This window comes from Mesorhizobium bavaricum (assembly GCF_056781655.1).
This window is the reverse complement of the sequence record NZ_JBXAYV010000001.1, coordinates 146,056-170,103: the sequence shown is the minus strand read 5'-3', so window position 1 is coordinate 170,103 and position 24,048 is coordinate 146,056. Positions and strand designations below refer to the sequence as shown.

18 protein-coding genes and 2 pseudogenes are annotated in these 24,048 nt (G+C 58.9%); 16 read left to right on the top strand and 4 right to left on the bottom strand.

What is annotated here, in order from left to right; translation table 11 throughout:
- Nucleotides 1-134 precede the first annotated feature (134 nt).
- From AC1RZR_RS33580 to AC1RZR_RS33565, 4 genes and pseudogenes are all read left to right on the top strand, one after another.
- The gene (locus AC1RZR_RS33580; RefSeq protein WP_027033425.1) at nt 135-998 is read left to right on the top strand and encodes a hypothetical protein; all 864 of its coding nucleotides are present in this window, start codon (nt 135-137) and stop codon (nt 996-998) included.
- Nucleotides 999-1,242: 244 nt separating this feature from the next.
- Nucleotides 1,243-2,988: a type IV secretion system ATPase VirD4 gene (virD4, locus tag AC1RZR_RS33575; protein WP_481829463.1), complete on the top strand. Its 1,746-nt coding sequence runs from the start codon at nt 1,243-1,245 to the stop codon at nt 2,986-2,988.
- A 12-nt stretch (nt 2,989-3,000) separates the two neighbouring features.
- Nucleotides 3,001-8,397 carry a Ulp1 family isopeptidase gene (locus tag AC1RZR_RS33570; RefSeq protein WP_481829462.1) on the top strand — a complete coding sequence of 1,799 codons (5,397 nt, stop codon included), beginning with the start codon at nt 3,001-3,003 and terminating at the stop codon, nt 8,395-8,397.
- Nucleotides 8,398-8,518: 121 nt separating this feature from the next.
- A pseudogene (locus AC1RZR_RS33565) lies at nt 8,519-8,912 on the top strand (IS66 family transposase); the annotation flags it as partial.
- Nucleotides 8,913-9,022: 110 nt separating this feature from the next.
- Here the strand turns inward: AC1RZR_RS33565 and AC1RZR_RS33560 are convergent.
- The 3 genes from AC1RZR_RS33560 to AC1RZR_RS33550 are packed head-to-tail and all read right to left on the bottom strand — an operon-like array spanning nt 9,023 to nt 12,182.
- Nucleotides 9,023-10,024: a tyrosine-type recombinase/integrase gene (locus AC1RZR_RS33560; protein WP_481829240.1), complete on the bottom strand. Its 1,002-nt coding sequence runs from the start codon at nt 10,022-10,024 to the stop codon at nt 9,023-9,025.
- Nucleotides 10,021-10,944, bottom strand: coding sequence for a tyrosine-type recombinase/integrase (locus AC1RZR_RS33555; protein ID WP_481829241.1), 924 nt, complete (start codon nt 10,942-10,944; stop codon nt 10,021-10,023). Before AC1RZR_RS33555 ends, AC1RZR_RS33560 begins: the two co-directional genes overlap by 4 nt.
- Nucleotides 10,941-12,182 carry a site-specific integrase gene (locus tag AC1RZR_RS33550; protein WP_481829242.1) on the bottom strand — a complete coding sequence of 414 codons (1,242 nt, stop codon included), beginning with the start codon at nt 12,180-12,182 and terminating at the stop codon, nt 10,941-10,943. The genes AC1RZR_RS33555 and AC1RZR_RS33550 overlap by 4 nt, the downstream gene beginning before the upstream one ends.
- Nucleotides 12,183-12,306: 124 nt before the next feature.
- Between AC1RZR_RS33550 and AC1RZR_RS33545 the strand changes: the two are divergent.
- A pseudogene (locus AC1RZR_RS33545) lies at nt 12,307-12,411 on the top strand (transposase domain-containing protein); the annotation flags it as partial.
- A gap of 89 nt (nt 12,412-12,500) precedes the next feature.
- Here AC1RZR_RS33545 and virG read toward each other — a convergent pair.
- Nucleotides 12,501-13,226 (bottom strand): two-component system response regulator VirG, encoded by a 726-nt coding sequence (gene virG, locus AC1RZR_RS33540; RefSeq protein ID WP_027033428.1) that lies wholly within the window; start codon nt 13,224-13,226, stop codon nt 12,501-12,503.
- A gap of 1,304 nt (nt 13,227-14,530) precedes the next feature.
- Here virG and AC1RZR_RS33535 point away from each other — a divergent pair.
- Genes AC1RZR_RS33535 through virB11 form a run of 11 tightly spaced genes read left to right on the top strand, consistent with a single transcriptional unit; the run spans nt 14,531 to nt 23,955 of the window.
- Nucleotides 14,531-15,313, top strand: a complete 783-nt coding sequence (locus AC1RZR_RS33535; RefSeq protein ID WP_027033429.1) for a type IV secretion system lytic transglycosylase VirB1 — start codon at nt 14,531-14,533, stop codon at nt 15,311-15,313.
- A gap of 14 nt (nt 15,314-15,327) precedes the next feature.
- Complete coding sequence (gene virB2 / locus AC1RZR_RS33530) at nt 15,328-15,693, top strand: pilin major subunit VirB2 (RefSeq protein WP_032925931.1); 366 nt, start codon at nt 15,328-15,330, stop codon at nt 15,691-15,693.
- Complete coding sequence (locus tag AC1RZR_RS33525; protein ID WP_006329140.1) at nt 15,693-16,019, top strand: type IV secretion system protein VirB3; 327 nt, start codon at nt 15,693-15,695, stop codon at nt 16,017-16,019. Before virB2 ends, AC1RZR_RS33525 begins: the two co-directional genes overlap by 1 nt.
- Nucleotides 16,019-18,388 carry a type IV secretion/conjugal transfer ATPase VirB4 gene (gene virB4 / locus AC1RZR_RS33520; RefSeq protein WP_027033430.1) on the top strand — a complete coding sequence of 790 codons (2,370 nt, stop codon included), beginning with the start codon at nt 16,019-16,021 and terminating at the stop codon, nt 18,386-18,388. Before AC1RZR_RS33525 ends, virB4 begins: the two co-directional genes overlap by 1 nt.
- 13 nt (nt 18,389-18,401) lie before the next feature.
- The gene (locus AC1RZR_RS33515) at nt 18,402-19,076 is read left to right on the top strand and encodes a TrbJ/VirB5 family protein (protein ID WP_027033431.1); all 675 of its coding nucleotides are present in this window, start codon (nt 18,402-18,404) and stop codon (nt 19,074-19,076) included.
- 57 nt (nt 19,077-19,133) lie between these two features.
- A complete protein-coding gene (locus AC1RZR_RS33510) occupies nt 19,134-20,021 on the top strand; it encodes a type IV secretion system protein (RefSeq protein WP_481829461.1) in 888 nt (295 codons plus the stop codon).
- Between the two features lie 27 nt (nt 20,022-20,048).
- Nucleotides 20,049-20,207, top strand: a complete 159-nt coding sequence (locus tag AC1RZR_RS33505) for a type IV secretion system lipoprotein VirB7 (protein WP_080680416.1) — start codon at nt 20,049-20,051, stop codon at nt 20,205-20,207.
- The gene (locus AC1RZR_RS33500; protein ID WP_481829460.1) at nt 20,204-20,917 is read left to right on the top strand and encodes a type IV secretion system protein VirB8; all 714 of its coding nucleotides are present in this window, start codon (nt 20,204-20,206) and stop codon (nt 20,915-20,917) included. The genes AC1RZR_RS33505 and AC1RZR_RS33500 overlap by 4 nt, the downstream gene beginning before the upstream one ends.
- Entirely contained in the window at nt 20,914-21,795 is an 882-nt protein-coding gene (locus AC1RZR_RS33495; protein WP_006329153.1) for a TrbG/VirB9 family P-type conjugative transfer protein, read from the top strand. Before AC1RZR_RS33500 ends, AC1RZR_RS33495 begins: the two co-directional genes overlap by 4 nt.
- On the top strand, nt 21,792-22,931 hold the full coding sequence (gene virB10, locus AC1RZR_RS33490; protein ID WP_027056318.1) for a type IV secretion system protein VirB10: 1,140 nt from the start codon (nt 21,792-21,794) through the stop codon (nt 22,929-22,931). The genes AC1RZR_RS33495 and virB10 overlap by 4 nt, the downstream gene beginning before the upstream one ends.
- A complete protein-coding gene (virB11, locus tag AC1RZR_RS33485; RefSeq protein ID WP_027033436.1) occupies nt 22,915-23,955 on the top strand; it encodes a P-type DNA transfer ATPase VirB11 in 1,041 nt (346 codons plus the stop codon). The genes virB10 and virB11 overlap by 17 nt, the downstream gene beginning before the upstream one ends.
- Nucleotides 23,956-24,048 lie beyond the last annotated feature (93 nt).

The following is a 24,048-nucleotide window of genomic DNA, read 5'->3' as shown; positions in this document are numbered from 1 at the left end:
GGTTACGGCTCTCGGCGTATCCCAGAGTTGGGAGAAGTTTCTGCCAGACTACAACTGTAACCTCATATCGGTTTAGCAGGTCAAGCGTCGGTGGTACCCTGATTGGGTAACTTAACGACTTTGGAGGCCGAGCAATGGATCGCGATAACAAACGGGCACGCGCAGCTGCAAGTTCATCCCAAGACGTGGGGAATCGCAGTACCCTCCGTGACCTTCCATACGGACCATTGACCGATGTTGCAGAGCGGCTGGTAAGCGCTAACCCGCGCGATACAGCGCGAAATCTTGGGACCTTCAAAGAACTCGGGAGGCGAGAGCGCATAGCCGTTCGGGGCACTCGAACCGAGCCAGAAACTGACCTCGCGAAGTTTGAAACGCGGACCAATCAGCTTGGACGATCAGCCGTCGATCTGGGGGATAAATTGACTGCCGGGTTGGGACACACCCCGGATGAAGTAGCATTGGAGCAATTCAGAGCAGTCAGTAATGTGTCTCATTACCTTCGGCCAGAGACACAAAATAGTATTGTTAATCGCATTGGCAACATGGACCCGCCTTCGCAAGCTATCGGAGCGCTTTACGCTGCGCAAAACTTCAGCAAGTTTAACGCTGAAAATAAAGCACGCATTTTTGATCAGGCCGCTGAATTGGCTACCGATCCGGATGGCCACGTCAGGTCGACAGCATCCAATGCTATGTACGCGATGTATCACCAGTTAGATCCAAATCAACAGGCCCAAGCTCACTCAATTCCCGGCATGCAAGACATCTTGCCGCAGATGCCTCCTCCGCGGCATGCAGCAGAGGAACGCAGTGCGGATCTGGACGCCCACATAGCAGGTATTGGGGCTGCAGTCCGTGATACAGTTGGCCCGCAAACCTCCCACGAACAGCTGCAGCGGGGTGGTCAAGTCGGCCGGGACATAAGCCACTCCTACAATCACGCCCGAGAGGATCTAATGGAGGCTAGGAGAAGCAGAGATCGCACCGGCCGTTGAGGTCTCGGCCATGGCAGTAACGCTTCCTCTCATGAATTCCGTTCACGGCCTTGCTGTTTCCAATTCGCTGGCCGTCGACGTACCTGCTTCGTGAAACTTTCAAAATCCACGTCTGCCGGGGGGCGCGATGCAAGCATCGCACTACCCGCTGCGGCATCGATCTGTCGAGCGTCGGCATCGCGCGACCTCGGTTCGGTGTCTGAAGCAAGCGCAGCATCAGCACCGCTAATTCGGCCACGGAACAATGTCTTCTACAAAAACGACGTCCCCCAACATAGCCATTAGCATCGCGTGCTCACTCGCCTTGGGGTTCTGTGCGGCAAGTCTGTACGCAACCTTCCGCCACGGGGGTAGCGGCGAGGCTCTGATGGCGTTTGATGTCCGTGCCTTTTGGTTTGAGACGCCCTTCTATTTGGGTTTCGCAACCCCCGTTTTCTATCAGGGCGCGGCTATCGTGCTCTCGACGTCCGCGGTTGTCTTGCTGATTCAGCAGGTCGTATTGCGCCGCAAGCTCGAACATCACGGGACGGCTCGTTGGGCTCGAGTGGATGAAATGCGACGCACGGGATATCTGCGACGATACCGTGGCGTGACAGGGCCGGTCTTCGGGAAGACGAGTGGTCCTTTCTGGCCTGGCTATTACCTGACCAATGGCGAGCAGCCTCACAGCCTCATTGTTGCGCCGACCCGCGCTGGCAAGGGTGTCGGCATAGTCATTCCAACGCTACTTACATTTAAAGGCTCTGTGATAGCTCTGGACGTCAAGGGGGAGCTCTTTGAGCTCACATCGAGGGCGCGTAAAGCCGCAGGCCACGAAGTGTTCAAATTCGCGCCACTGGATTCAGAGCGGCGCACAAACTGCTACAATCCACTGTTGGATCTCATAGCACTGCATCCACAGCAGCAATTCACCGAAGCCCGCCGCTTGGCCGCGAACCTGATTACGGCCAAGGGGGAGGGGGCGGAAGGTTTCGTCGCCGGCGCGCGAGATATCTTTGTCGCGGGGATCCTTGCCTGCATCGAGCGGGGCACGCCAACAATCGGCGCCGTCTATGATCTGTTCGCTCAGCCGGGGGAGAAGTTCAAGCTCTTCGCGCAGCTCGCCATGGAGACCCGGAACAAAGAGGCACAACGCATCTTCGACGACATGGCGGGGAACGACACGAAAATCCTAACCTCCTACACGTCCGTGCTCGGCGATGGTGGGCTCAACTTGTGGGCGGATCCGGCTGTCAAGGCAGCTACAAGTCGCTCGGACTTTTCGGTCTATGATCTTCGCCGTCGCAGAACGTGCATCTATCTTTGCGTTGGTCCGAACGACCTTGAGGTGGTCGCGCCTTTGATACGCTTATTTTTTCAGCAAATCGTTTCAATTCTACAGCGGTCGCTGCCCCGCCAGGACGAAAAGCACGAGGTTCTCTTTCTGCTCGATGAATTCAAGCACTTGGGGAAGCTGGAGGCGATCGAGACCGCAATTACGACTATCGCGGGCTACAAGGGGCGTTTCATGCTCATCATCCAAAGCCTTTCGGCACTAACGGGGGCTTATGGAGAGGCTGGTAAGCAGAATTTTCTCAGCAATACCGGACTGCAAGTGTTCATGGCCACGGCCGATGACGAGACTCCGAACTACATTTCCAAAGCCATCGGTGAATACACGTTTGAAGCCAAATCGATTTCCTACAGCCAGTCGCGAGCGTTCGACCGGAACATTCAGAATTCGTTTCAAGGTGCGCCGCTGCTGCGTCCCGAACAGGTTCGGCTGCTCAATGACGAGTACGAGATTGTTCTCATCAAAGGTCTGCCGCCATTGCAACTGAGGAAGGTGCGATATTTTTCGGACCGCATTCTGAAACGCATCTTTGAAAGCCAGACAGGCGCCCTCCCGGAGCCGGCACCCTTGACGGAAGCAGAGGAGGGATTCTCCGCAGAATCTCGACTCGATGAGCCGCTGCGTGGATTGGCGCAAGACTTTGACGATACAGTTTGATGCGAGGCTAATGTGGACCAGCGAAAAAATCCATCCCGTGTAACAGCTTTGCCGCAGGTGCAGGACGCCGGCCTGGAAGAGGATCAAGCGGTCCAGGCCAGGCAAGTGGGCGTTGAGCAGCACCTTGCCGAGGCCCGGAGGCTGTTCGATCAAGCTGACGAGTCGCCAACCAATCCAGAGGAGCTTCAGCGACTGGACCAGGGGTTCCGCGAAGTGCTTCAGCAATGGCAGGATGAGCAAGCCGCCTCATCTTCTTTCAGCGCTGAGGTTCCCGAGGCGCTCCGGCCGCTGTTCGATGATCGAGCTCACCAGCCGCCAACCAATGCAGAGGAGCTTCTGCGACTGGAACAGGGGTTCCGCGAAGTGCTTCAGCAGCGGCAGGATGATCAAGCCGCCTCGTCTTCGCTCAGCAACCCAGGGATGCATGCTGGACCGGAGGACCCCAACAGAGGCGTGTCGGACGCTTTCGCAACATCTGGGCACGCCGGAGTTCAGGCCCCCGCTCCGCCAGTCTTGGCTGCCAGCCAACAGCAGATCCGGCCCTCGCCGGATGCGCTTGACCAAGGCAACCACCTGCCACCCCAGGGGGGCATCATCAACAACGAACATTCCACAGCGCTGTTCCCGCCGGCGAAGAGGCAGAGGGCCGTGGATAGGCCGCAAGCCGTCGCCATTCAGCAGCAGCCGAGCGAAATCGGCAATTCAGGCGGCCGCATGCCGATGCAGCCCCCCATGCGGCAATTGGGTGAATTGCCATTGCAAGGGGTACCGGTTCAAGGGACAGGGTCCGAACACATCGGAAGGCTGCATGCGGGAGCCGCGCCCTCAGCAAGGTCCGAGGCGCCCCCGGCTGCGATCGAGGACTTCATAAACGTTTCTATCGCCGTCCCCCAAGGCTTCTCCCATGGGACTCAACGCGTCCCAGACGCGATGCTCTCTTCCTTGGACCGCCCTGGCCCCTTGCCGGATGCTGGCCAAGCGCGGCAAGCGGTCTTTGAGCAGCACGTGGCCGAGCCGCGCCGAGCCGACCCCGTTGCGAGTGGCGCCCGTGCTTCCCGCTATCACCATCTGTCCGGCGAACACCGGGACCTTATTGATAGAGCGATCGCCCACTCCCAGGAAAAATATAACGAGACCACGGCCCGAAAATACACGTTTGCACTTCGCCGGTTGGCGAATGATCTCAGCGCTCGTGGCCAAGCGACCGATCTAAGAAATCACAAATCCCTGGTCGATCACGTCGGTGCTTTCTTTCCGAAAGACGTTGATATGAAGAGCGCGTTGAAGGCCCTGCGTGCCTATCATGAGCCGGGCTATTCAGCGACTGCTGGCGGCCCTGCTGCCAGCTATCCCCATCTGTCCGCCGAACACCGGGATGTTATTGATAAGGCGATTGACCGCGCTGCGGCTCAGCAAAACCAGAGCGCGGACACGCTGCGAATATACTCGAATGCGCTTCGCCGATTGGCGAATGATCTCGGCGCTCGTGGCCAAGCGACTGATCTAAAAAATCACCAATCCCTGGTCGATCACCTCGATACTTTCTTTCCGAATGACCAGAGCATTAAAACGGCGTTGAACGTCCTACGTGCGTATCATGATCCGGGCTACGCAGCGACTGGCTGGTGGCCAGCGGCGGTGCCTTCAAAGCCAGATGCGCGTATCTTGGAAAAATTAAGCAGTGACAGCGAGTTGGCCTTAAGCACCCGTGTCGTCTATGGTCGACTTCTTCGCAGATTTTCTGAGGAGCTTGAGAGTCGGGGCCAGACGATCTCTGGGCTGGATCACAAGTCGCGGACCGAACTCGCCGAGGCGTTGTTTCCAGGCAACAAGAAACTCCGCTTGGCGCTGCAGCGGGTTCACAATGCGGAGGTTCCCGAGGCCTTGCGGCCGCTGTTCGATAATCGAGCTCACAAGCCGCCAACCAATCCAGAGGAGCTTCTGCGACTGGAACAAGAGTTCCGCGAAGTGCTTCAGCAGCGGCAGGATGATCAAGCCACCTCGTCTTCTTTCAGCGCGCAGGTTCCCGAGGCGCTCCGGCCGCTGGTCGATGATCGAGCTCACCAGCCGCCAACCAATGCAGAGGAGCTTCTGCGACTGGAACAGGGGCTCCGCGAAGTGCTTGAGCAGCGGCAGGGTGATCAAGCCACCTCGCCTTCGCTCAACAACCCAGGGATGCGTGCTGGACCGGAGGACCCCAATAGAAGCGTGTCGGACGCTTTCGCAACATCTGGGCACGCCGGAGTTCAGGCCCCCGCTCCGCCAGTCTTGGCTGCCAGCCAACAGCAGATCCGGCCCTCGCCGGATGCGCTTGACCATCGCAACCACCTGCCACCCCAGGGGGGCATCCTCAACAACGAACATTCCACAGCGCTGTTCCGGCCAGCGAAGAGGCAGAGGGCCGTGGATAGGCCGCCAGCCGTCGCCATTCAGCAGCAGCCGAGCGAAATCGGCAATTCAGGCGGCCGCATGCCGATGCAGCCCCCCATGCAGCAATTGGGTGAATTGCCATTGCAAGGGGTACCGGTTCAAGGGACAAGGTCCGAACACATCGGAAGGCTGCATGCGGGGGCCGCGCCCTCAGCAAGGTCCGAGGCGCCCCCGGCTGCGATCGAGGACTCCATAAACGTTTCGTTCGCCGTCCCCCAAGGCTTCTCCCATGGGACCCAACGCGTCCCAGACGCGATGCTCTCTTCCTTGGACCGCCCTGGCCTCTTGCCAGATGCTGGCCAATCGCGGCAAGCGGGTTTTGAGCAGCACGTGGCCGAGCCGCGCCGAGCCGAACCTGTCGCGAGTGGCGCCCGTGCCACCGGCTATCCCCATTTGTCCGACGAACACCGGGACCTTATCGATAAGGCGATCGCCCACGCTGCGGCTCAGCAAAAATATAGCGAGAGCACGGTCCTAAAATACAGGTATGCACTTCGCCGATTGGCAAATGATCTCGGCGCTCGTGGCCAAGCGACTGATCTAAAAAATCACCAATCCCTGGTCGATCACCTCGATGCTTTCTTTCCGAAAAACGATGATATGAAGAGGGCGTTGAACGTCCTGCGTGTCTATCATGAGCCGGGCTATTCAGTGACTGTTGGTGCCCCGGCTAACCGCTATCCCCACTTGTCCGACGAACACCGGGACGTGATTGATAAGGCGATCGCCCATGCTGAGGCTCAGCAACACCATAGCGCGCCGACGCTGCGAATATACTCGAATGCGCTTCGCCGATTGGCGAATGATCTCGGCGCTCGTGGCCAAGCGACTGATCTAAAAAATCACCAATCCCTGGTCGATCACCTCGATACCTTCTTTCCGAAAGACACTGACATAAAGGATATAAGGCCGGCGTTGAACGTCCTGCGTGCGTATCATGAGCCGGGCTATTCAGCGACTGGCCGGTGGCGAGTGACGGTGCCTTCAAAGGCAGATGCGCATGTCTTGGAACAAGTGACCAGTGACAGCAGCTTGGCCCCAAGCACCCGTGTTGCCTATGGTCGTAGTCTTCGCAGATTTTCTGAGGCGCTTGAGAGGCGGGGCCAGACGATCTCTGGGCTGGATCATGATTCGCGGATCGAATTCGCCGAGGTGTTGTTTCCAGGCAACGATTATCTCCGCTTGGCGCTTGAACGGGTTCGCGATGCGAAGCCTGCGTCAGACAGGATCGTGGCGGACGCTTTGGCAGCAGCCGGCTCTGGGCACGCCGGAGTTGAGGCCGCCGCCCCGCCAGCGTTAGCTGTCAGCCAACACCGGCCCTGGCCGGATGCGCTTGACCAGGGCAACCTCCTGCCACCCGAGCGGTTCATCATCAACAATGAACATTCGACGGCGCCGTTGCGGCCGGCGGAGAGGCAGGGGACTGATAATCCGCAAAGCATCGTCATTCAGCAGCCGCCGAGCGAAGGCGGCCGCGTGCCGATGCAGCCCCCCATGCAGCAGTTGGGTGAATTGCCATTGGCAGGGGTACCCGTTCAAGGCCCAGGGTCCGAACACATTGGAAGCCTGCATGCGGAGGCCGCGCCCTTTGCAAGGTCTGAGGCACCCCCCGCTGCCATCGAGAACTCCATAAACGTCTCATTCGCCGTGCCCAAAGGCTTCTCCCATGGGACTCAACGCGTCCCAGAGGCGATGCTCTCTTCCTTGTACCATTATGGCCTCTTGCCGGACGCGGACAAGCCGGAATGGAACTACGAGATTAAAGGCCACGGCTACACCGCCCGGAGGCCAGAGGAGGGCAATGACGTTTGGCTCCTCCATCGCGGAGCGATAAGGGAAGCTGGAGCGGCAGCAGTACCGGCAAGGGCTCCGGGACCCGCCTTGCCAGCGACCGCCAGGCTCTCAGACACCCATCTCGGGGTTCCGTTGGTCGATCTGACCACCTCCTCCGATGCACACATCGAAGCCCTTCCGTCAGGCTTGTCCAATCTCCCCCGGGGGGCGGTGCTCGGGGCCACCGAACTGCTGGGCGACGAACATATCCAGAGGGATTACGAATTCCTCGAGCAGCAGCTGCAGCAGGCCGATCCAGCGCTCGCCGCCCGGACGCGGCTGGTCGATCCGTCGGTCTCCCATCTGCTGCGCCACATGGAGCAGCAAGACGCGCGAGGCACATTGCAGTCGATTTATGATCGAAACGCCGGCCCATCCGACTTCCTGTTCGTGCCAGTGAACGATGGGGTGGGTATTGACCGCGGCACCCATTGGTCGCTGCTCCTCGTAGATCGCCGCGATCCGGAAAGAGCGGTCGCCTATCACTACGACTCCATCCAGCAAAATGAACAGCGATACAACGACGCGCCTGCACGAAAGCTCGCTACAAGACTGGACGCGACCCTGGTAACACCCGACATGGCGCAGCAGAAAAACGCTGTTGACTGCGGCGTCTTCGTGGTGGACGGCACGCGCGAGCTGGTTCGTCGATTGGCGAACGAAGAGCGGCCAGACCAGCAGCTGCCGCTGCACCTCAACTACCTCGTCGCCGATCGGCAGGCGCTGCAAAACCGACTGAGAGAGGGGCGCTTGCCGCACGAGCTTGCCGCAAGCCCCGCCGAAGCTTTGGCAGCAGCCGGGTCGCAGGTGCAACACGCCGCCTTGCAAGAGCAGCAAGCCAGACAGGTCGCGCCAGCGCCGTTGGAACGGCACTTGGGCCAGACGCGCGAGGCCGAGGACAAGCTGACGAGTACACTGCACAGGAGCAACCGCGTGAACAGCGGGGGCGTCATCATCAACACTGAACGTTACACAGCGCCGTTGAGACCAGCGAAAAGGCAAAGGACTGACAATTCGCAAAGCCTCGCCATCGGGCGGCAGCCGAGCGACGCAAACACAACGTCCGTCGGCCAAGCCTCCGATCAAGCCCGAGCGGACCTCATGGCTTCCTTCAGGAGCAGAGAGCGCTCCGACGCTGGGCGTTGAGCTCGACGGCTAAGCAGAACAGCTCTTTTGGCGACGGAGAGGCTGATGCGATCTCCGGACCGGTAGCTCTCGCCGTAATTGATCGGACTGGCACTGTTGGAAGGCGATGTAGGCCTGGAACTCGCCGATCGCCAGCGAGGCGCTGAGACGATCGCCCACCTCAATAAGATCGAGGACGATATCCGCGGCCGATCGGCCGATGAACGCCGTGCGACGCGTCGGGACAATAGCCGCGCTATTGTCGCCATCTTGAACCTTGGCTGCGTGAAAGCTCGGCCTGATCGGTCAGAAGACCAAGGTCGCCGGGGCAATCCGCTACACGCTCTCACGCTGCGAAGGCCTCTCGCGCTTCGTTGACGACGGTCGCACCGAGATCGACAACAACACCGTCGAGCGCTCAATCTGTCCGCAAGTACGCGCTCTTCGCCGGCTCGAACGGCGGTGCCGAACACTGGGCAGTCATTGCGTCGCTGATCGAAACCGCATTATGCCGCGCGCGGCATAAGCAGGTTTATGCCGACCGCCGAACTATGCCGAGCGCCTCTTCCGATCATGGCGATATGACGCGCTTTGCCTGCCATTTCGACCAAGAACCGGTCGTTCACACTCGGCATAGTTCTCATGCTCAAAGGGCGTTCAGGAACGCAAGAAGCCGGTCGTTTGGTCGAAATCGTTCGGCCTTTGCGCGTTCATATGGCTTCAGCTTGGCAAGTGCGGATTCCTTCAGTTCAAGATGTGCGTGAAGATAGGTCAGCGTTGTTTCCATCGTCTCATGGCCCAGCCACAGGGCGATGACCGAACAATCGACGCCCGCCTGCAGCAATTCCATCGCAGCGCTGTGGCGCAAGACATGGGGCGACACCCGCTTCGAGCGAAGGGGGACGCAGTGTTCGCGCGCTTTGGCGACATATTTGTTCAGCAGCGCCTGCACGGCGTCGGCGCTGAGCTTGCCGCCGTGCGTGTTCGGAAAGAGAGCCGTTGCGCTCCGCTTCCTGGGCTCGTTGAGCCAGCCCCGAAGGGCTTGCCGTGCAACTTTGGTGAGCGGCGTACTTCGCTCCTTGCGGCCCTTGCCAACGCATCGCACGTGGGCACCGTGCCCCAGCATCACCGAGTCACGGTCGAGATCGATGATCTCCGAGACCCGCAACCCCGTTTGCGCGGCCAGCAAGAGCAGAGTGTGATCACGCCGTCCCAGCCATGTGCTGCGATCCGGACAGGCCAGGATCGCTTCAATCTCGGGCCTGGTGAGAAACTGAAGCTGTCGCTTGTCGCATCGCTTGCTCGGGATCGCGAGCACGCGTTGAATCTGGGCGCTATGGGCCGGCTCCTCGAATGACGCATATCTGAAGAAAGACCGAATGGCCGTGAGGCGGAGATTACGGGTCCTCACTGAGGCGGATCGCTGTGTCTCGAGGTCCTCCAGGAATGCGCCGATGAAAGGCGCGTCCAAATCCCGCAGCATCAACTGCGACGGAGACCTGCCAAGGCGTGTCTGCGCAAATGCAAACAGGAGCCGGAAGGTGTCGCGATAGGAGGCGATGGTGTTGGAGCTTACGCCTCGATGTCGCATGAGCCGATCGGTGAACCACCGCTCGATCAGCACGGCCAGATCGTTCGGGGCACTCATGAGCGAGCCTCCCACCGCTTATCCAGCAGTCGCGCGGCATGGGTCATTAGCTCCGGCGCGGCGGATAGATACCAGTAGGTGTCGCGAACATTGGCGTGGCCGAGAAAGGTCGAGAGGACCGGCAGTTCCCGCTCGACTTCTTCGCCCGCACGATACCAGTTGATCAGGGTCTGGACGGCGAAACGGTGACGAAGATCGTGAATCCGCGGACCATTGCGCTGCCCCCGCTGCCGCAGACCGATCTGTCGCGACAGCTGCCAGAACACCCGGTGCACGTATTGGTGCAGCAATCTGCCGCCCTGCTCGGCGACAAAGAAATAGGGGCTACGAGGCGCGACGAGATGCGCGTCGCGTCGCGCGGCATAGTCCGACAGCACGGCGACCGTCGTGGCATGGAGCGGAACCAGCCGCGACTTGCCGAACTTCGTCTCCCAAATGGTGAGGATACCTTGGTCGAGATCGACGTCGTCCCGGCGCAGGTCGAGCGCTTCGGAATGGCGTAGCCCGGCCACCGCTATCAATCCGAACAGGCAATGATATGTCCAGCGACGCAGGGCGTTGGCCGGCGGCAGCGACAGTGCCGCCGCCAGAAGCGCCGTGATCTCAGCATCGGTATAGATGTAGGGCTTTGCCCGCCGCGCCTGCGACACAGCGTCTTGAGGTGGCACTTCCGTCAGGGGGTCGAAATGAGCGAGGTGCTGAGCGAAGCAGCGCACATCGGTCAGGCGGATGGACCAACTCGGTTGTCGGCCGATCAACGTCACCCACTTCATTGCCAGCGCCGTGGTGATGGTCTCGGCGCCGCGAGCCTCCATGAAGGTGACGAAATCCGATAACCGTCGGGCGGGCCCGTGGTACTTGTATCCCAACCCCTGGCGCATGCCTACATAGCGCTCGAGCGCTGTTCGAAGCCGGCTCATTCGGCACCTCCCGGCCACGGCAGGCTCAGTTCGCGCAGCTTCTCGATGTCGAGCTTGGCATAGATCCTTGTGCTGTCGATGCTCCGGTGGCGAAGCAATTGGCCGATCTCGGCAAAGCTGGCCCCCGACCGCAGCAGGTCGGTCGCAAGGCTATGGCGGAAGAGGTGGGCGCCGTGGTGCGCATAGCCGTGAATACCTGCCCGCTCGAGTGCCTGCTTCGCAATCATCGTGATGGCGCAGCCGGAGGCAAAGCCGACCTGCGGAGCAAGCGTTCGCACAAACAGGCGGCGGCACGGTGAAGCTGGTCGCCCATGCCGGATGTAAGCGACGATAGCTGTGCCGACGTCGTGGCGTAGCGGCATCGTCGCTTGTCGCCGCCCCTTGCCATGGACAAGGATCTTGCCTGACCGCCAGTCGATGTCATCAAGGCTGACGGCCGCAACCTCGCTGGCGCGCAAGCCGAGCTTGGCCAGGATCATCAGAACTGCATAGTCCCGATGCCCCATTGCCGTGGTCCGATCGCAGGCATCAAGAACCTGCTGGACCTTCTGTGGCGGCAGGAAGGTTGGCAGGCCCGCGAGCCGCCAGCGGCGGATGGACGGCACGCAATCGGCCAAGGCCACCGAAATGAAGCCCTTCAGATGCAAGTAACGCAGGAGGGCGCGCACCACCCCGCACATCGCCTTGCCGCTGTCGGCGGAGCCAGCGAGAGCATGTCGCTCGACATAACCGATGACGATCTCCGGGGTAAGCGCTGCAAACCCCTCTGCGCCAGCCGGGCAGACCTCCTGCAGAAATCGGTGTGAGAGCAGCTTATGGCTTTCCACCGTCGAGGCGGCGAGCCCTCTCTCATTTGTGAGATAAGCCGCGAACACATCAACAATCTGCTCGTGCTCCGTGCGCTCAATCGGAGGCACGGCTGGTATCAAACCTTCTTGCCGTAATGAAGAAAGCAAGCGTCGGAGCGCCGATCGGTCCCCCGAGTCGAGGCTCCAGTGTTTGGAACGGTGCTCAAGAAACCGGTCAACGTGAACTTCGCTTAAATCGTGAGGATCGTGCCCGTTGCCAACATGCCAATCCATCAGCTCGCGAAACAGGCTCAGCGATCGCCAGGTGCATTGTCGACCAAAGCCTTCGTTCGACAATCTGGCCGCGTAAATGCGGGCGAACTCGCCATACGACCCGTGGATCAGCTTTCGATAAAGTGTGCTGCGTTGCAGATAATCACTTGCGTTCATGTGTCCTCTCCTTCGCATCAATTGCGACGGAGAGAGCCTAGGCTATGCCGATCCTGCTACCGCTACGTTACGGAAAGCATTGGTAAAAACTTGCTCACTCGGCATAGTTCGACGGTCGGCATAAAGCTGCAGGCTCAATGGTGTCGAGTCACTCGGTTATCTCGCCGACGTCCTCACCACCAGGATCGTCAACAGCCATCCCAGCCAGATCGACGAGATGCTGCCTTGGGTCCGACATCCAGGCGCCGAGCTAAAGGCCGCCAGAAAACACCGCCACGCTTCATCAGCCTCGTCAGCCAATCTCCAGAATAGCTCCTGTCAGGCGGCCAAGGTGCCTCCGTAGCTAACGTCTACGTCAGCGTTGAAGAAATACCCTGCACCACGGCATGTCTTGACTAGCCTTGGATTGGCCGCATCAGCCTCCAGCTTTCGGCGCAAGCGCAAGATTAGGACATCGATACTTCGATCGTAGACCTCTTCTCCACGCACACGGCTCGCGAGCAAAAGCCGTTCTCTGGATAGGACATTGCGGGGGTTCTCCAGGAACGCGATCAGCAGGTTGAACTCACATGCGGTAAGCTTGACTTCGCCACGCTCCGCACAGATCAGTCGCCGCTGCTTGACGCTGAGCTTCCAGGCTCCGAACCGAAATGAGCGATGATCTTTCGTTCGCGGACTGGAAATGCGCTGGCGTAGCCCTACTCGAATGCGGGCCAAGAACTCGCGCAGCCCGAAAGGCTTGGGGATGAAATCGGTTGCGCCGAGCTCCAGCGCAACGACTTTTTCCGCCTCATCAAGCCGGTCGCCGCTGATCACTATGATGGGTAAATCCGATTTTGTCGCCAGGTTGCGGACGATGGCAAGCCCATCCTCCCGGCCTAGGTTGAGGTCAACAACCACGAGATCGACTGGCTCATGCGATAGAACGTAGTTAAACTGCTTGCTATCGTTGACTGCGGTCACCTTCAAGGCATGCATCATGAGATACTGGGAGATGAGGCGTCGCATTGCGGCATCATCGTCAATGACAAGAACATGTTTCAACGGCTCACCTTCAATCTTGAATCCCCTTGTCTAAAGCTGTTGCCGAGCAACCCTTGGGGCACCACGCAGAACAGCTGCCCCTTGCTACCACTCGCCGGTGCGTGCGGCCAATGTGAGGCCGTTGCTCGGCCTGGTCTTTTCATCCACAGCGAATTGACCGCATCCAGGCAGCCGGTGGCCACCACACATCTCCAAGCGCCGGTATGACCCTGCCGTGTGGTCCTTCGCTTATTCGCGAGCTCCGCCGTTGGTGCAGGCCTGCCAACACCACTTGATTACGACGGCACGGACGCCCGATCGCTTGCCATGTCCTTGCATCTTCTTCGCGTTTCTGGCACTTGCGGACCTGGATCACCTCGAAATCCTCCCGCTCGTGCGTGCGGCTCGGACGCGGTGGAGCAGCGCGGCGTTTGATTGATCGCAAAGGCGGTTGGCCGAAGAACGACCGTGATTCGCTATAGTGGCCTTGTGCCAACGCTATGTCTCCTGCCCAAGGCAGGTCATTGGGCAGTGGCCGGCGGCGCCAATCCTGTTCCCGGCGATCGGCAGGTCCGATTACGGTTACGGTTACCTTGCGAGCTAACATTTCTCAGTTGGTGCAATACTTTCCTTTTGAGCCTGTCACTGTACTTGTCGAGAGCGCTGTCGGACTGCGTCAATCCGCCTGCGGTTTCTGCCGATGGGATTGTGCGTGACCACCAGTTCGCGGCGCGGCCGAACAGCTGAACCAGGTCTCGCACCAGGCCGGCTGCGCCGCCACGTCTTCCCAGTTGACCCTCGTCCCCGCGTATTTGCGCCTCCGACGAGCTTCGCGGACGAACTCGCGGTTTCAACCAATGCCTGAGTATGCAGGGCGCATGGCCGTCTCTTGCAACAACGGCAGCATGCCGCAACATTGGGCAGCTCGGCGCCCTAGTCGGTTCTCGCGTTCGATCGACCCCAGCTTCCGCAGCCTGAGACGAAGCCGCCAAGCTCCCCATTTTGTCCTTCGGCCAGGCGCTGACACAAGATTCCATCACCGCCCATGCTAAGTCGCGGTTGACGCTTTAGGAGCAACGGACGGCCGGGGCGGGCAATCCCGCGCAGGAATGATCCACCACGATGGTCGAGATGTGCCGGCTGATCGCGCCCGCGCAACCCGCGCATGCGCAAGGTGCCCATGCACCCGGATATGAACAAGCTCTTTGCTTCAGTTGAAACCGAAAAGCTGAACTTGAACATCACGCAGTAACAAACCTGCCCGATAAGCGCGTGCCGGACAGGGCCAGAACCGGTCCGGACGCTTGGAAAGGTAGGGGATAGGAATGTTTATTGCAGCTTGGCCGCTGGCCATCGCCCTGTTGACATCCATGTCATTCCCAGCCGAGCCCGCGCCACTTTCGCCCCGTGAATTCCACCGCCTGTCGCGCAAATGCGCTCCCTGGGTTGCGCCGTCCACGCTCGCCGCGATTGCCAAAATTGAAAGTGGCTTTGAAACGCTGGTGGCTCATGACAACACCACAGGTGAGCAGCTTCGCTGGACAGACCACCTGGAAGCGACGCGGGGCATCAAGAACCGCCTCGAAGCACAACATTCCGTCGATGTCGGATTGATGCAGATAAACAGCAAGAACTTTTCCTTCCTCAATCTCACGCCGGAAAAGGCTTTCGAGCCCTGCGCCTCGCTATCGGCCGCCGCCCACTTGCTTGAAAGCCGGTATGCCGGCGGCACGACTGCTCCGGCGCAGCAACTGGCGCTTCGCCGTGCCATCTCGGCCTACAACACGGGCGACGTCACGCGTGGCTTCACCAACGGTTATGTACGCAAGGTCGAGTCGGCCGCAAAGGACATCACGAGTCATCTCGAGCGAACGCTGGAGCCGACCGCCCCAGATGCGCCACACCTTGAGGCATCCGGTCGGAAAGCCGTGCCGCCTCTGCTCCAACAGAGCCAACAGGCCAATGGAAAGCAGCCCAACCAAAATTCTTGGGACATCTGGGGCTCGTATGAGTCAAACCGCTCCGGGGCCGATCCCTCCGGTCCGACAGGCAGCCAGGCTGCGGAAGAGCGGGAACCCTCGAACCCGAACAAACTCGTATTCGATTGAACCATGGAGATACAATGATGAAGCCATTCAAAATACTTCGTGCGCTTAAAACGCGTGTTCCTTCGCCTTTTTCCATGCTGCGCACGACGGCTGAATATGTACCGGCCGCTGCTGCAGGCGCCGCGTGGACGGTCTTCTCCATCGGGCCAGCCTCGGCTCAGGTGACCGGAGGGACGGATCCCGCCAAGATGGTCCAGAATATCTGCACCTTCATACTTGGCCCCTTCGGACAATCACTGGCCGTGCTCGGACTCGTGGCCATCGGCATCTCTTGGATGTTCGGTCGTGCTTCACTTGGCTTGGTTGCGGGTGTCGTTGGAGGGATCGTCATCATGTTCGGCGCAAGCTTCCTGGGCAAGGCGCTCATAGGCGGTGGCTGATGAGCGACCGGTTGGAAGTGAGCACCCTCTATGTGGCGGCGACACGTCCCGCACTGTTTCTGGGGGTGCCGCTGACGCTGGCCGGATTGCTGATGATGTTGGCTGGTCTCGTCATCATTGTCCTTCAAAACCCACTTTATGAAATCGTGCTCGTGCCACTCTGGTTCGGGGCACGGCTGGTGGTTGAGCGTGACTATAACGCCGCAAGCGTCGCGCTCCTCTATTTGCAGACGGCCGGCAGAAGCGTGGACGGGCCGGTCTGGGGTGGCGCGAGCGTCAGCGTCAATCCGATCAGAGTGCCGAAACGCGGAAGAGGAATGGTGTAATGTTTGGCGCCAGTGGCCGGACCGAGAGATCTGGCGAGATCTATCTTCCGTATGTCGGTCATCTCAGCGATCAGGTTGTCCTGCTGGAAGACGGATCGATCATGGCCATGGCACACGTGAACGGCCTGCCCTTTGATTTGGAAGACGCAGAGATGCGCAATTCGCGCTGCCGCGCGTTCAACACTCTCTTGCGCAACATCGCGGATGACAATGTCACGCTATACGCTCATCTTGTGCGCAACAACGATGTGCCGGAGCCGGCATCGCGCCAGTTTCAAAGTGCATTTGCTGGCAGTCTGAGCGAGGCCTATGAGCGACATGTGCTGTCGGGCAAGCTCTTTCGCAACGATCACTTCCTCACTATCGTCGTGTCCCCCCGCACCGCAATCGGTAAGATCGGCTGGCGCATTGCCAAATCCCCCAGACGGAATGACAACGATCTGGCCACACAACTGCGAAGCCTGGAGGACCTCTGGCAGATCATTGCTGGCTCACTCGGCGGTTACGGTCTGCGCCGGTTGGGTATTCGCGAGAAAGGCAACGTGCTCTTCACGGAAATTGGTGAGGCGCTTCGGCTGATAATGACTTGCCGGTTTCTTCCGGTTCCGATGGTTACCGGCTCGCTTGGCGCCTCGATCTACACTGATCGGGTCATCTGCGGGAAGCGGGCGCTTGAGATTCGAAGACCCGGGGATAGCTCCGTGGGATCATTGTTTTCGTTCCGTGAATATCCGGCGACGACGCGGCCAGGCATGCTAAATCCCTTACTGTCCGCCAACTTCCCGCTTGTCCTGAGCCAGAGCTTTTCCTTCCTCACTCGGCCACAAGCTCATGCGAAGCTTAGCCTTAAATCCAGCCAGATGACGAGCGCCGGCGACAAGGCTCTCACCCAGATCAATGAACTTGCCGAGGCAGAGGACGCACTGGCAAGCAACGAGTTCGTCATGGGTTCGCATCATCTGAGCCTGTGCGTCTATGGCGACAGCCTCAATAGCCTTGCCGATCGCGCAGCAAATGCGCGCGCAAGGCTGGCCGACACAGGCGCCGTTATCGTCCAAGAGGGTATCGGCATGGAGGCCGCGTACTGGTCCCAACTCCCGGGGAACAACAGGTGGCGCACGCGCCCCGGGGCGATCACCTCGTACAATTTTGCCGGGCTTGTCTCATTTGAGAACTTCCCCAGCGGTTCCAGCTCCGGCCACTGGGGCAAAGCTGTTGCGCGCTTTCGCACAAACGGTGGAACGTCTTTCGACTACATCCCCCATGAGAATGACGTCGGCATGACGGCGATATTCGGACCCGTCGGCAAAGGCAAGACGACGCTGATGACCTTTATCCTCGCGATGCTTGAGCAAAGCGTGGTCGATCGCAATGGCGCCATCGTTTTTTTCGATAAAGACCGGGGTGGTGAACTGCTGGTGCGAGCCACGGGAGGGACATACCTTGCGTTGCGCAGAGGCGCTCCGAGCGGCTTGGCCCCTCTGCGCGGACTGGACAACACCTCCGCCTCGTTGGATTTTCTGCGCGAATGGCTGATGGCCCTCATCGAGAGTGACGGCCGTGGTCCGATCTCGCCGGAAGAAAGCCGTCGACTGGAACGTGGCATTCTTCGTCAACTTTCGTTCGAACCCGCCATGCGCTCACTTGCGGGCCTGCGCGAATTCCTGCTGCACAGCCCCTCGGAGGGCGCGGGAGCACGGCTGCAGCGGTGGTGTAGAGGGAATGCGCTTGGATGGGCCTTTGACGGCGATGAGGACGAAGTCAGGCTGGATGCCTCCATTACCGGCTTCGACATGACGCAGCTCCTGGAATTTGAGGAGGTCTGTGCGCCGGCCGCCGCATATCTTCTGCACCGCGTGGGCGCTGTTGTCGATGGCCGTCGGTTCGTCATGAGCTGCGACGAATTTCGGTTCTATCTGCTCAACCCGCAGTTCTCGGCTGTTATCGACAAGTTCCTGCTCACCGTGCGCAAGAACAACGGCATGTTGATACTCGCAACGCAGCAGCCTGAACACGTGCTTGAATCGCCCCTCGGAGCCAGTCTCGTTGCACAATGCATGACCAAGATCTTCTACCCATCACCGACGGCCGACCGGGCCGCGTATGTCGATGGCTTGAAGTGCACCACGCAGGAGTTCGAAGCAATCCGCCAGGGAATGGCAATTGGCAGCCGCAAGTTTTTGCTCAAGCGCGAGAGCGGGAGTGTTGTTTGCGAATTCGATCTTGGCCAGATGCGCGAGTATGTAGCCGTACTCTCGGGACGGGCCAACACCGTGCGCTTCGTCGACCAGCTTCGTGACCAGCACGGAGATGCCCCAAGTGCGTGGCTCGACAAGTTCATGGCTCGTTACAACGAAATTCAAGACTAACGGAGGAATATTCATGAGATTTCCCACGCTTGCAGCAACGACGCTTGCCGCTTCCTTTCTGTTTAGCGGACAGGCCCGGTCGCAATTTGTCGTCATCGACCCGGCGGTAGTAACACAAGCGGGCTTAACAGCGGTTTCCACTGCGCAGATCCTGATAAAGTCAGCCCAGACGCTCGCTTCCACGATGGAAATGGTGGAGATACTAAAGTCGTCATTCGGTGTCACGGGGCTGCTAAGTTCACTGAACCAAGGAAATCACTACCCGTCGGGCTATCAGCTTGAGAGGCAGATGTTTGAGGGTCAGGCGCCAACTTCGATTAAAGCGCGTGCAATTGCGGACAACCCAAACCGGAAAGTCGACGGCACGGATTCAGAAGCGAAACTGTTACAGGGACAAATCGCTGGTGCCATCAATGCCGCAGCTCTTGCGTCCGACACTCTGGGCGTAATGGACAAGCGCCTTAAGGCCAACGACAACACGCTTGGTCAGCTTTCCCGCTCGGGAAATATTGTGCAGGCCACCGTCACCAACGGTCTGGTCCTCAAGCAGATTCATGATGCGATTATCCAAAATGTCCAGGCCACGAGTCTGCTGACGATGGCCACTGCACAAGCGAGCCTTCACGCCGCAGAGGAGGCCGCGATGCAGCGTCGCGAACGCCAGGACACCGCCAGAATGTTTGAGTAGCGACGCTTAGTTCATCTGGCTCATCTGCGCTGATCAGGGGCAAATAAGGTTCACGCAATGGTTTTCAGAATTCCTGCGCCATTCACGGCCATACACGCGATCTTTCATGGGGCCTTTACGGTGGGGCTGCACAAAGTGATTGGAAACGTCCAAGAGGCGGTCAGTGCGCCTCTGGTTGCGTGCGTCACGCTCTGGATCATAATCCAAGGCTTTCTGGTCATGCGCGGTCAAGTCGACGCGCGCGGAGGTATCTCGCGCGTAGTCACGGTATCGATTGTCGTCGCCCTCATCTTAGGGCAGGCCAACTATCAGCTGTACATTGAATCGGTCTTCGACGACACGATTCCAAAGCTTGCCCACCAGATCAGCGGAAGCACCTTGCCCTTCATCGGTATCCCCCAGAAGCTCGACGTAATGTTCGCGTCAAGTCAGAGTGCCTTTCAGCGGATTGCTTCCGAAATTGGGCCAATGAATCAGCAGGACATACTTGCCTTCCAGGGAGCGCAATGGATTTTGTACGGCTCGCTCTGGACAGCGTTCGAGATCTATGATGCCGTTGGAATTCTGACGAAGGTGCTCCTGGCGATCGGCCCCCTCGTTCTTGTAGGCTATCTTTTTGATCACACTCGAGACATGGCTACCAGATGGATCGGCCAACTGCTCTCATACGGGCTGCTGCTTGTCCTCCTCAACATCGTTGCAACGATAGTTATCGCGGCAGAATCAGTCGCGCTGGGAGTCATGCTTGCGGTGATCAAATACAAGGGTACGACAGCAGCCAAGATCATCGGGCTTTACGAGCTCGATATGCTTTTCCTAGCTGGTGACGCTTTGATCGTCGCGCTTCCGACGATCGCCAGCAGCATAGCCGGCGGTTCTTGGGCAGGTGCGAACCAATCTCTTAGCAGCCTCAATCGCCGCATTGCCAAAACGGCAGGTGGTTAATCAATCGACAAGCGCGGTACCCTCAACATGAAATACTATCTACTTTTGTCAATACTGGCTTTGGCGGCCTGCAAGACAACCGATAAGCTTGCGACCTGCACGGGTTCGCCATTCCAACTGAACGTGGGACAATGGGAAACCTCCCCTGAAGATCTTCAAGTCGAATGTGCGAAAGAGCCCAAGTGAAATTTCCTGAACATGCCCTTCTGGTGGAGAGAGAAACGCTAGCCGCCCACTATAAGAAGGTGGAAGCGTTTCAAACTTCACGAGCGAAGTCTGCGCGGCGCCTGTCAAAGGCCCTCATAGCCTTTGCGGCAGCGGCGGTCCTAGGAAATGTTGCGCAGGCATTTACCATCGCTGCCATGGTCCCGTTGGCCAAGCTCGTACCTGTGTTCCTCTGGGTACGCCCGGATGGAACAGTTGACAGCGAAGTGTCAGTCTCTCGACTGCCGGCAACCCAAGAGCGAGCCGTCATAAATGCTTCGCTGTGGGAATATGTACGCCTGCGCGAGAGCTACACAGCCGATTCCGCCCAATACGGCTATGACCTCGTATCCAGTTTCAGCGCACCGGCTGTGCGGCAGCAATATCAAGATTTCTTCAATTATCCGAATCCCACCTCGCCGCAAGTCACAGTCGGCAAGCTCGGCAAGCTCGAAATCGGGCATATTTCCTCAAACGACATCAGTCCGGACGTTCAACAGATCCGATACAAACGCACCCTTTCCATCGATGGGCAGATGCCGTTGGTGACCACCTGGACAGCAACCATCCGCTACGAGCGCCTGACAGATCTGCCTGCCCAATCAAGGCTCACCAATCCGGGAGGTCTACTCGTCACTTCCTATCAAACCTCGGAAGATAGCGTGTCGAACCTGGGTGACGTGCAGCCATGACAAAAAGAGCGTTTCTCGCACTGGCCTGTTCACTACTCTTAACGCTGGAGGCTTCCGCGGAAGACACCCCGCTTGCCGGCAAGCATGATGCGCGGATGCGCTACTTGGCTTACCGTCCCGACGAAGTGGTGCGCCTGTCGACCGCGGTGGGGGCAACGCTGGTCGTCACATTCGCGGCCAACGAGACCGTCGCAGCCGTGGCCGTTTCCAATAGCAAAGACTTGGCTGCGCTCCCACGCGCCAACTACCTGTTCTTTAAGGCCAGCCGGATCCTGCCGCCGCAGCCGGTCGTCGTTCTGGCCGACAGTGAGTCCGGTACCCGCAGATATGTCTTCAGCATTTCAACGAGAGCGATGCCAAAACTAGATGAGCAGCAACCTGACTTATACTACAGTGTGCAGTTCACCTATCCCGGTGATGAGGCCGCTGCTTTGAGACAGGCAGCAGAAAAGCGCTCGATTCTTGGTCAGGCCCGGGCAAAGGTGCTGCAGGAACAGAGGGTTCAGGATTTGTTGAATCGGCCCGGTACAACTGCCAGTTCCGACGAAAGCAATTTTCACTACGTCGCAAAGGGCGATCGATCGCTAGCGCCGCTGCAGGTTTTCGACAATGGCTTTACCACCGTATTTGGCTTCGCAAGCAATTCCCGTATACCCTCCCTCTACATTATCAATCCCGACGGCAAGGAAGCCGCTGCCAACTTCACAGTCAAAGGCGACTATGTTGAAGTATCCGCAGTCGCCCGGGAATGGCGTCTGAGAGATGGCAATACGGTATTGTCGATTTTCAACAGGGCATATGATCCTGTTGGACGAGCGCCGGGCACCGGTACAGTGAGACCCGACGTGTGGCGCGTTTTGAAAGGCTCGGGCCGATGAATGAAACCGGCCCACAGTCGGGACACGATGTAAATGCATCCGGATCGTTGGTCTCGGAGCCGGCCCGCCGGCATGTTTCGGGATCACAGAAATTGGCCGTCGCCGGTCTTGTTCTCATCTCATCTCTGTCGCTCATCTGGCTCGGAAGTCGTCCCAGCACACAAGACGAACCATCTCAGCCAAACCCGCCAATTTCCCCGAACGCCGAGCCGTTCCGCCCCGTGCCTATTGAGCTTGCTCCCGAACCTCCAGCACCTGCAAAGGCGGCGCAGGCGGCAGATCCTGCGCCATCCACGCCGCAACCCGCGGCAGCTGAACCGCCGCCCGAGGAGTCACCAATTTTCGCCTACAGCAGCAGCAGTCAAAAGCCCGACGTGGCTCAGCGGAGCGAAGACGACCACAAGGATGCTCCCGCGACCGCGGATGAGATTTCGATCGGTGGCGATCTGTCGGGCCGATTGAAGCCAGACATACAGGAGCCGAGCCGGGCCACACTTTTGCCGCACCCTGATCTCGTGATTACTCAGGGAACGATCATTCCTTGCCTTTTGCAAACGGCAGTCGACACAAATTTACCCGGTTATGTGAAGTGCGTCTTACCTAAAGACGTCCGCGGCGCCACCAACAATGTCGTGCTCTTGGATCGTGGGACGACCGTGATTGGCGAGATCCAGCATGGTCTCGAACAGGGGGATGCGCGTGTCTTCGTGCTGTGGACGCGCATCGAAACACCTGACCATGCCCTCGTTTCGATAGCATCGCCGGGCGCTGACGAGCTCGGCCGCTCCGGAGTGCCTGGCACGGTGGATAATCACTTCCGGGAACGCTTTGGCGGAGCAATGCTGATGAGCGTCCTTCAAGGCGCGTTCCAGGCGGCCGGTCAATACGCGGCGAGCTCTGGCGGAGGAAGCGGCATCAACAGCTTCCAGAGCAATGGCGGACAAGCCGTCGAGACGACACTGAGAGCGACGGTCAACATCCCGCCAACCCTGAAGAAAAACCAGGGAGATGCTGTATCCATCTTTGTGGCTCGCGACCTCGATTTCTCGGATGTATACGGTCTCACGGCAACCGTCGTGGCGCCAGCCCCCCAACATCGCCAACGCCGGAGAGACAACAATGCGATCGGAGGCTGACCCTCAATTGCGTTTGCTTCTCGACCCCGTTCTGAAATGGCTTGAGGAGCCGAGGACCGAAGAGGTCGCTATCAACCGGCCTGGGGAAGCGTTTGTGCGACAAGCCGGCGTCTTCACGAAACATCCGCTACCGCTAGGTTATAACGATCTGGAGGACATCGCGATTCTCGCTGGAGCGCTGCGCAAGCAAGATGTCGGACCGCAAAGCCCCCTCTGTGCGACTGAGCTGCCGAACGGAGAGCGGCTGCAGATCTGTTTGCCGCCCGCTGTTCCCTCAGGAACAGTAAGCCTGACGATACGGCGTCCTTCAAGTCGTGTGACCGAACTGAAGGAAGTTTCTTCTCGCTACGAATACTCACGTTGGAATCAATGGCGGTCACGAAAACAGCGCCAAGAGCGGCAGGACGAAACTATTCTTCAGCAATACGACGATGGTGACTTGGAGAAGTTTTTGCAAGCGTGTGTTTCGGGACGGCTCACGATGCTGCTTTGCGGACCTACTGGAAGCGGCAAAACGACAATGAGCAAGACTTTGATCAACGCTATACCCCCGCAAGAGAGACTGATAAGTATCGAGGACACGCTGGAGCTTGTAATCCCGCACGAGAACCATGTCCGGTTACTCTATCCGAAGGACCGAGCCGGCGTAGGTGCGGTGACAGCCGAGCAACTGCTGCAAGCGAGCTTGCGCATGCGCCCTGATCGAATATTGCTCGGCGAGATGCGCGATGATGCTGCATGGGCCTACCTTAGCGAAGTCGTCTCCGGCCATGCGGGATCAATATCAACGATCCATGGGGCTGATCCGGTCCAGGGCTTCAAAAAGCTCTTTTCCCTCGTCAAGAGCAGCCCGCAAGGAGCCGCTGTGGAAGATCGAACGCTTCTTGACATGCTGTCGGCTGCCGTTGACGTCATTGTGCCGTTCCACACCCAAGGTGACCTGTACGAGGTGGGAGAGGTATGGCTCGCCGCCGATGCCCGGCGACGGGGAGAGACAGTAGCCGACCTCCTTAACAAGCACTAAGGCTAGAACAACGTCTCGGGATCGATAAGTCCATTGTGATGCGACGCGTCGTTTTGTTCTGCTTCGATGTCTTTTGCCAGGCCTTCTCACATT